The organism is Agromyces sp. NPDC029043, from assembly GCF_055564615.1.
This window is the reverse complement of record NZ_JBVHVX010000022.1, coordinates 75,189-82,814: the sequence shown is the minus strand read 5'-3', so window position 1 is coordinate 82,814 and position 7,626 is coordinate 75,189. Positions and strand designations below refer to the sequence as shown.

Annotated in this window: 8 protein-coding genes; 4 read left to right on the top strand and 4 right to left on the bottom strand. The window is 64.2% G+C overall.

Annotated elements, in window-relative coordinates; genetic code table 11:
- Positions 1 to 112: 112 nt before the first annotated feature.
- Entirely contained in the window at positions 113 to 352 is a 240-nt protein-coding gene (locus tag ACZ4TW_RS20830) for a hypothetical protein (protein ID WP_465545968.1), read from the top strand.
- 14 nt (positions 353 to 366) lie between these two features.
- On the top strand, positions 367 to 1,932 hold the full coding sequence (locus ACZ4TW_RS20825; RefSeq protein ID WP_465545967.1) for a GGDEF domain-containing protein: 1,566 nt from the start codon (positions 367 to 369) through the stop codon (positions 1,930 to 1,932).
- Positions 1,933 to 2,000: 68 nt separating this feature from the next.
- On the opposite strand, the gene ACZ4TW_RS20820 is transcribed toward ACZ4TW_RS20825, so the two are convergent.
- Together ACZ4TW_RS20820 and ACZ4TW_RS20815 are read right to left on the bottom strand one after the other, a co-directional pair.
- On the bottom strand, positions 2,001 to 3,377 hold the full coding sequence (locus ACZ4TW_RS20820) for an NAD-dependent succinate-semialdehyde dehydrogenase (protein ID WP_465545966.1): 1,377 nt from the start codon (positions 3,375 to 3,377) through the stop codon (positions 2,001 to 2,003).
- Between the two features lie 117 nt (positions 3,378 to 3,494).
- Positions 3,495 to 3,923 (bottom strand): type II toxin-antitoxin system Rv0910 family toxin, encoded by a 429-nt coding sequence (locus tag ACZ4TW_RS20815; RefSeq protein ID WP_465545965.1) that lies wholly within the window; start codon positions 3,921 to 3,923, stop codon positions 3,495 to 3,497.
- A gap of 135 nt (positions 3,924 to 4,058) precedes the next feature.
- Here ACZ4TW_RS20815 and ACZ4TW_RS20810 point away from each other — a divergent pair, with 135 nt between their 5' ends.
- Positions 4,059 to 4,220 carry a hypothetical protein gene (locus ACZ4TW_RS20810; RefSeq protein ID WP_465545964.1) on the top strand — a complete coding sequence of 54 codons (162 nt, stop codon included), beginning with the start codon at positions 4,059 to 4,061 and terminating at the stop codon, positions 4,218 to 4,220.
- Between the two features lie 12 nt (positions 4,221 to 4,232).
- Here the strand turns inward: ACZ4TW_RS20810 and ACZ4TW_RS20805 are convergent, their stop codons facing one another.
- Both ACZ4TW_RS20805 and ACZ4TW_RS20800 read right to left on the bottom strand, forming a co-directional pair.
- On the bottom strand, positions 4,233 to 4,637 hold the full coding sequence (locus ACZ4TW_RS20805; protein ID WP_465545962.1) for a VOC family protein: 405 nt from the start codon (positions 4,635 to 4,637) through the stop codon (positions 4,233 to 4,235).
- A 45-nt stretch (positions 4,638 to 4,682) separates the two neighbouring features.
- Positions 4,683 to 5,498: an LLM class flavin-dependent oxidoreductase gene (locus ACZ4TW_RS20800; protein ID WP_465545960.1), complete on the bottom strand. Its 816-nt coding sequence runs from the start codon at positions 5,496 to 5,498 to the stop codon at positions 4,683 to 4,685.
- Between the two features lie 157 nt (positions 5,499 to 5,655).
- Between ACZ4TW_RS20800 and ACZ4TW_RS20795 the strand changes: the two genes are divergently transcribed.
- On the top strand, positions 5,656 to 7,608 hold the full coding sequence (locus tag ACZ4TW_RS20795; RefSeq protein ID WP_465545958.1) for a DUF222 domain-containing protein: 1,953 nt from the start codon (positions 5,656 to 5,658) through the stop codon (positions 7,606 to 7,608).
- Positions 7,609 to 7,626: the final 18 nt, after the last annotated feature.

Here is a 7,626-nt window from a genome sequence, read left to right as displayed (position 1 = left end):
CGGCCGGTTGACGCCCATCGAATACGAGACCATCATCAACACAGCCGCCTCAGCGGCATGACACCGACACTGTCACCTGATCGTGCACCAGTCCCATTCATGGCCGTCCGTGGTGGTCGGACTCCTCGCCGCGAACATCCTAAGACTGCTCAGTTGCCTGCCCCAGTGCACACCGCGCGCGTCGACCGCGTTGTTCATCGTGTCGATCTACATCGATGTGGTGTGGCTGATGATCATTCGGGCCGTCGCAGTCAACGGCGGGCACGATGTCCTACCCATCATCGTTCCCGTCGCATTCCTGGCCAGCCTCCTGATCGTCCACATCCGGTATGCGGTGCTCGTGCCGCCATGATCATTGGGTACGCCATGATCGTCGCGATCGAGCTGACCGCGGTACCGAACAGCCGTGCGGGGATCTTCGATCTCCTGACGAGCGGTGCGATCATCGTCGTTCCACTGATCTCGGCACGATTCCATGAACAGCAGACCAGGCTCACCTGGGAACGCGAACGTCTCCTCGACCGACTCTCCACGACGGACTCCCTGACCGGACTGGCGAATCGACGTTCCTTCGACACCCGGATCGCGGAGACGATCGATGAAGGCTCCGCCGTTGCGCTCGCGATCCTCGACGTCGACATGTTCAAGGTCCTCAACGACACACTGGGTCACGCGGCAGGAGACGAAGCGCTTCGAACCATCGGCGAATACTTGACCGCCGAAACCGCTAATCCACCTACGTTCGCAGCGCGTTTGTCAGGCGAAGAGTTCGTCGTGGTGTGGTCCGGCTTGGATCGACCGGAAGCAGGGGCAGAAGCCGAGCGGCTACGCGCTGGGATAGGTGCGCTCGGGCTACCGTCCGGCCGCCGCGGGATTCCCATCAGCGTATCCGCCGGTCTCGCCTGGATTCCGCCGTCGTCTCCTGTCAGTCCTGCTTTCACCCCAGACGATCTCCTGCACGCCGCGGATCGCGCGATGTACGACGCCAAGCGGGCGGGGCGCGACCGTCTCGACACCGCGGAAGTTTCAGCGTCGCGAGGGCACAGACACAGGTCTCCCCCGGTCACTCCCTACCCGCCCGCCCCGTCACGGGTACCCAAATTCGACGAAGCCCTCGGTGAGCGAGATCCGGAGTTCATCGCGGACTTCGACGCATCCGGCCACCGTGCACGTCGAGTCATCATGGCCGGCGTGCTGGTGATCGTGCTCGCTGTCCTGGCGGCAGCGGGACATGTCTTGCCGATGCCTGCCGACAGTCTCTCCGTCAGTCGGTGGTTCCTTGCCGCCGGTTTGGCCCCGCTTGCACTCATTGCTCTGCTGGCTTCCACCGTGCCACGTTTCCGCCACCGATCCGGTGCCATCCAGGTGGCATGCGTGATTGGCATCGTGATCACGCAGACAACGCTTCGGGTCCTCCCACGACCGGACGTGGACGAGATCATCACCGTCCTCATGCCGATCTCGGTGATCCTGAGTCTCGGCGTCGTCGAGATCCGTTTCCGGTGGATGTTGCCGGCGATGGTCGTGTTGTTCGGCTTCGTCACCATCGATGTCGACCGACTCAAGGAGTACAACGACACATACGGGCATCCGGCCGCCGACGCATGTTTGCAGCGAATCGCCACGGTTCTCGAAGCAGCGGCAGATGGGCAATCGACTCAGGTCTACCGTTTGGGTGGCGAGGAGTTCGCAGCAGTGATCAGCACCCCGTCGGTCGCGGACGCGGAACCCGTGGCCGAGGCGCTGGTCACCGCAGTCACCGACGCGAACATCCCGTCGGCCACGCCCGAACAACCGGTCACCGTCTCTGCCGGATTCACCGACATCCGACCCTCCGACGATCACACGACCCTGCTGGCACGCGCCGACGCCGCGCTCTATCAGGCGAAACGCGCGGGTCGGAACCGGCTCGTCGTCGACATGTCGGCGTAGGACGAACTGGCCAGTTGACGAAATGTCAACGGGCCCAACGAAATCGTCGTCGAGACGAGGCGGCGGGATCAGCGTGACGAGGTGCGCCTCAGCTTCACATTCACGAACTCCCCCATCCCCCAGCGACCGAGCTCCCGCCCGAACCCGGAGCGCTTCACTCCACCGAACGGCAGGCCGGGCATGGTGGTCCCGTGCTCGTTGACGTAGGCCATCCCCACATCGAGCCGATCAGCGACCTGCTCGGCGCGCTCGAGGTCAGAGCTCCACACCGAGCCGCTGAGGCCGAAGTCGACGTCGTTGGCCAACTGGACGGCATCATCGATCGACGACGCCCGGTACACCATGGCGACCGGACCGAAGATCTCCTCGGAGTACGCATCCATATCCGGGGTGATGTCGGTTAACACAGCGGGCTCGAGGAACGCACCATCACCGTTGATCGCACTGCCACCGGTGTGGAGTGTCGCGCCCTGCTCCACTGCCTTCTGGACTTGTTCGACGACGGTGTCGCGGGCGTCGATCGACGACAGCGGTCCCACGTAATTGTCCGGGTCGGACGGATCTCCGACCGAGATCTTTTCGAACTCGGCGACGAGGCTTTCGACGAACCCGTCGTACAGATCGTCAAGCACGATGAAGCGCTTCGGCGAATTGCAGGCCTGCCCGGCGTTGGACAGCCGCGCACGCGCTGCTCCCCGCGCGGCCTTCGCGATGTCCGGACTGTCGAGGAGGATGTATGGGTCGGAGCCACCGAGTTCGAGGACCGACTTCTTGAGGTGCTTGGCGGCCTCAGCGGCGACTGCGGCGCCGGCGGCCTCACTGCCGGTGAGCGACACTCCACGAATGGCGGGATGTGCGAGCAGATCGGCGATCTGATCACTACTCGCGTACGCATTGATGTAGGCATCCCCGGGCACGCCCGCCTCATGCAGGATCTCGGCCATGAGTGCCGACGACGCGGCACAGATGGAGGCGTGCTTGAGAATTATCGTGTTGCCCAGCAACAGATTTGGCGCCGCAAAGCGTGCGACCTGATAGTACGGGTAGTTCCAGGGCATCACGCCGACAAGCGGACCGATCGGCAGCGTCTGGACTATCGATTCACGCGATCCCTGCGGATCGAGAGTTTCGGTTTCGACCAGCGCAGGCCCATGGTCGGCGTACCAGCGGTAGATGTCGGCGGACAGCTGCACCTCGCCGGCAGCCTGTTTGATCGGCTTACCCATCTCGCGGGTGATCGTCTCGGCAAGCTCGGTGGCACGTTTCTCGTAGAGATCAGCTGTGCGAGCCAACGCGGCCGCCCGTTCTTCTACCGGCGTCGCACGCCAGGATTCGTAGGCAGCCAGGGAGCGCTCGGCAGTTGCGGACAGATCGCTGTCCGGGAGTGTCGGGAACTCGCGCTCAGTGGTTCCGGTGGTCGGATTGGCGGTTACATATGCACTCATGACCCGATGCTACGGACTTCTGCGCGCTCGGGTGGCAGCCCACAAGCCACGATGGGGGTGGCAACTGGGCAAAAACGCAGCGCACCAACTGTTTTTAATGAGCCAAAGTTTGCCAGATCAACGGAGTTCGGCGAGATTCTCGACCGATCGTCGGACATCGGAATCCATGATTCTCGCAACGAAAGTCCCGACGGGCCCGTTGAGCAGGCCACCTTTGAGCTCGGCGTTGAGGTGAAACCGCGAGCCGTCGTCGACCGGGGTGACCATCATCGTCAGGCCGATCCGAACACCGCCGCGTCCGTGACCCGCGAGTGTGATCGACTGAGGCTCGTCGTAGTCGGTGACGGTCCAGTGGATGGTGTTCCGGAATCCCTTCACCTTGATGAGCGACGACACCTGGGTGCCCTCGGCTATCTGCGCCGGCACCTCGCTACGCCACCCGCCGAAGATCGTCATCCACTCGTCGAATCGCTGGAGATCCGCTGCGAGATTCCATGCAGCTTCGGGTGGCATCTCGGAATGAACGCCAACCTCAACTTCAGCCATCGCGAATCCTCCTCATCCCCGGCGGGTGCCCATCACCCGTGCCGACGCTACTGGGTGATCGACCAGATCCGCTCAGCGAGAGTGAGAACTCTGGATGGGGTGTTTAGTCGCAAGGGATTCGGGTATACCGAAGTAATGAGCGACGAACAGACCAACCCAGAGACCGAAGAAGTCGGCACCGGACCGAAGGGGGCGGAGTCCGACGTCCAGTCCGATCCGGCCGAAGGCGAGAAGTCCGGCGACTGGTCCGGCGAAGGCGGGGCGACCGAAGAAGGCCCGGCAACCGACAACGACTGACGTCCCACTCGCTTACATAGAACCGCCATCGGAACCGGGCCGAACCGTGTGACACACCGCTTCAACGTTATTGCCGTCTGGGTCTCGGACGAACGCGGCGAAGTAGTTCTCGTGATACTCGGGCCACTGACGCGGCGGATGCAACACGGTGGCACCGGCAGAGACAGCAGCGTCGAAGAACGCGTGAACCGCGTCGGCGCCCCGCGCGTCGAATGCGATATGGACTTCGCGATTCGGCCCGGTGGCCGGCCCTTCGCGAGGTTGCTCGTAGATCCAGAAGTCAGGCATGGACGTCCCGTAGCCGATCCCGAACCCGAGATCGATGACCCTGTGCGCGCCGAGACTGGCCAAGACCACGTCGTAGAAGTCTGCTGAAGCACCGAGGTCGGCGCAGTGAATACCAACGTGCCCAATCATCAATCCATACTGCATGATTCGACGTCAGAAGCCGAGCCCCGAGTACTACTCCCCCGCCAATTCCGCGACGAGCGGAGCGAAAGCATCCGCGACGTTGGCACCGAATGCGTAGTACGACACGCCAGTCTCCTCCCGTCGACGTCCAAGCTCGTCGGCGGCAGCTGCCGGATCCGCCGGCAGGTATGCGAGCGAATCGGAATCTCGCAACGCCGCCGTGTCGATCCCGGGCGGCGCCATGTGCGGCGCGACGACATCGCCGACGACCGGTATGTGCATAGACAGTTCGACGACGCGGTCGGTGTGGAAGTCGCGTACCCGTGCGACCACCGCATCTCGCGACTCGTCCGGAGTCATCGCGAAGGTGACGATGTCCGCGAGCTCGGCTGCAAGCGCACGGGCCTTCGGGCCGATCACTGCCATCGCCACCGGGGTACGCAGTTCGTCACCGTCTCGCTCGCGTAGAGCGTCCACGGTCTCGCGGATCATCTCCAACCGTTGCCCAGGCGAACCGACCGAGATGCCGCGATCACGGAGCTCATCCTCGATCCCCGGCCGACCGACACCGATCCCCATCTCGAACCGACCATCGGTGAGCACGGTGAGTGAATACGCCTCCCACGCCGTCAACCACGGCGCGCGAAACGGGGCCGCGTACACCCATGACCCCACCCGCACATCGGCCACGGTCGCGGCGACGGCCAGCGTCACCGCGGGTGCCGGCTGGGTCAGCGGAAAGTCGGGCACCAGAACCGTCGAATAGCCTTGTCCGGCAATGCGTCTCACCTGTTCACGCCACGACGACGCATCGGAGAGAAGTGGAGCAACGATCCCGAACCGAAACAGTCCATCGTGACTGGTCATGGACGCCAACATACGCTTCCGCCGCGTGCGAAAACCACCGAGCGGCTCAGGCCCCAAATCCCGAAGGCTATTGGGGGTTGTGCGTGTCCGATTCGGAGGTTATAGTCGAACGTATATTCGAAGTTTCGATGGCGGGTCCGGGAAGGGGGTGACAGCAATGAGTGACAGCACCGACGACGCCGATGGCGCAGAGTCCACTCTGTGCGACACCCCCGACAATCCTGACGCTGGCGATGTCTCCGACTCGGATGCGACTGGTCCGGGTGCGTATGTGAATCCGTTCGATATCGACTTCACCTCTGCGGCTGGTGGGTTGGTCGCGAAACTGCATGCGGTGGTGGATGAGTTGCAGGTGGTGGATCTGACGGGCTGCACCAATGAGGAACTCGTCGCGATCGCCGGCCGCACCGAACAGGCGATCGCCCGCCTGACGTTTGCGGGAGATCGGCAGCTGGTGGAATGCTCCGACCGCCACCTGTCCGCGGAGATGGGATACCGGTCCGAACCCAGTTTCCACGACCAGTATCTGCGGATTGTGAACCCGCAACGCCGGCGGGAACAGATGGCGGCCACAGCCACGTTCACCAGCCCCACCGGCGAACCGCTACCGCCGAAACATCCCGCCCTGGCTGACGCGTTCGCCGCCGGCCACGCGGGGACCAGCCACATCCACACCGTGCTCGACATCTTGGATGAGATTCCGGATGCGGTCGCCCACGATGTGCAGGTCGCGGCTGAGCGCACCATGGCACGACACGCTAAAGAGCACACTCCGGCACAGCTGGCGGATTTGGGGCAACGCCTGATCGCCAACCTCGATCCGGATGGGGAACTCACCGACGATGCGGATCGGCAACGCAAACGCGGGGTGTGGATCAACCGGCAACGCGCCGATGGCACCGCCAAACTCAACGGACGACTCTCCCCCCTGTTGGCGTCGCAGTTGTCGACGATCCTGGCGGCGTGGGCGGCCCCAGGCATGAACAACCCCGATGACCCCGACTCACCCACCGGGCCGGTCGAGAAAGCCGATGCGGAGAAGGTGTCCGAGGCTGCATCCCGGGATTATCGGAGTCCGGCGCAACGCAACCACGACGCGTTGACCGCGGTCGCGCAGGCCGTGCTCGACGGCCGCCTCCTCGGCCGCTCGCATCGGGGGTTACCGATCCAGGTGATCGCCACCGCGACCCTGTCCGATCTACAGGAGGCGTCGGGTCTGGCTACCACGGCCACCGGACATCTCATCCCCGTCCGGGACTTGTTGGCCGAGATCGATCGTGGTGGTGCTGACACGTGGTTGTCGGTGTTCGCCGATGCGAAGCCGATGCCCCTGTTCTTCGGGCGTGGCCGCCGGTTGGCGGCCCGACCACAGCGGATGGCAGCGTTTTCCCGCCCTGATGGTCACGTGTGTTCGGTCGCCGGATGCGGACAGCCCGCGGTGCATCTGGAATTGCATCACGCCGAGCAGGACTGGGCTGCGGGTGGTAACACCGACATCACCGAACTCTTCGGGACGTGCCCCATCCACAACCGACGCCATCACCCCACCAAACCCGGACACCTGAGATCCCGGGTCATCCCCGACGGCCCGGATCAAGGACGCTGCGGGTGGACGTTGAACAGCACACCCGGCGCACCCCCCAACCCCGAACGCGTCAACCGACTCCCCGACATCCCAGGACACCTGCGCTGGCACCTACAACAGGTGCGGGCCGAGATCCACGGCCCACCACCAGAAGACGCCGGACAGTCATCAGCCGAGGCTCCACCCTGCCCGGACACCGACGACACAGCCGGCCCACCCGCCGATGCCGGACAGTCATCACCGGAGGCTCCACCCTGCCCGGACACCGACGACATCGGCGACATCGGCGACAGCAGCGGTGACGCCGATCCATCACACCGCGATGCCACCAGCGACGGACCCACCACCGGCGACGCTGACACACGCCCCGACACCGGACCCGCCGATGTCCGCGACACGACCGATCTCCGTGGTGCCGCCGCGATCCCCGGCATGACCGAACTTCGCATCGACTACCGCGACATCATCACTGCCAGCAGCGAACTCGAACAGCGCCTGGCCGACCTCCTCGCTGCCGAATCGTAGGGTGTCCGCCGAAAGTCG

Excerpts from the sequence above, each read along its gene's own strand:
- ACZ4TW_RS20825 (WP_465545967.1), top strand. The coding sequence starts at position 367 with ATGATCGTCGCGATCGAGCTGACCGCGGTACCGAACAGCCGTGCGGGG.
- ACZ4TW_RS20815 (WP_465545965.1), bottom strand. The coding sequence starts at position 3,923 with ATGGCTGAAGTTGAGGTTGGCGTTCATTCCGAGATGCCACCCGAAGCT.
- ACZ4TW_RS20820 (WP_465545966.1), bottom strand. The coding sequence starts at position 3,377 with ATGAGTGCATATGTAACCGCCAATCCGACCACCGGAACCACTGAGCGC.
- ACZ4TW_RS20800 (WP_465545960.1), bottom strand. The coding sequence starts at position 5,498 with ATGACCAGTCACGATGGACTGTTTCGGTTCGGGATCGTTGCTCCACTT.
- ACZ4TW_RS20805 (WP_465545962.1), bottom strand. The coding sequence starts at position 4,637 with ATGATTGGGCACGTTGGTATTCACTGCGCCGACCTCGGTGCTTCAGCA.
- ACZ4TW_RS20810 (WP_465545964.1), top strand. The coding sequence starts at position 4,059 with ATGAGCGACGAACAGACCAACCCAGAGACCGAAGAAGTCGGCACCGGA.
- ACZ4TW_RS20795 (WP_465545958.1), top strand. The coding sequence starts at position 5,656 with ATGAGTGACAGCACCGACGACGCCGATGGCGCAGAGTCCACTCTGTGC.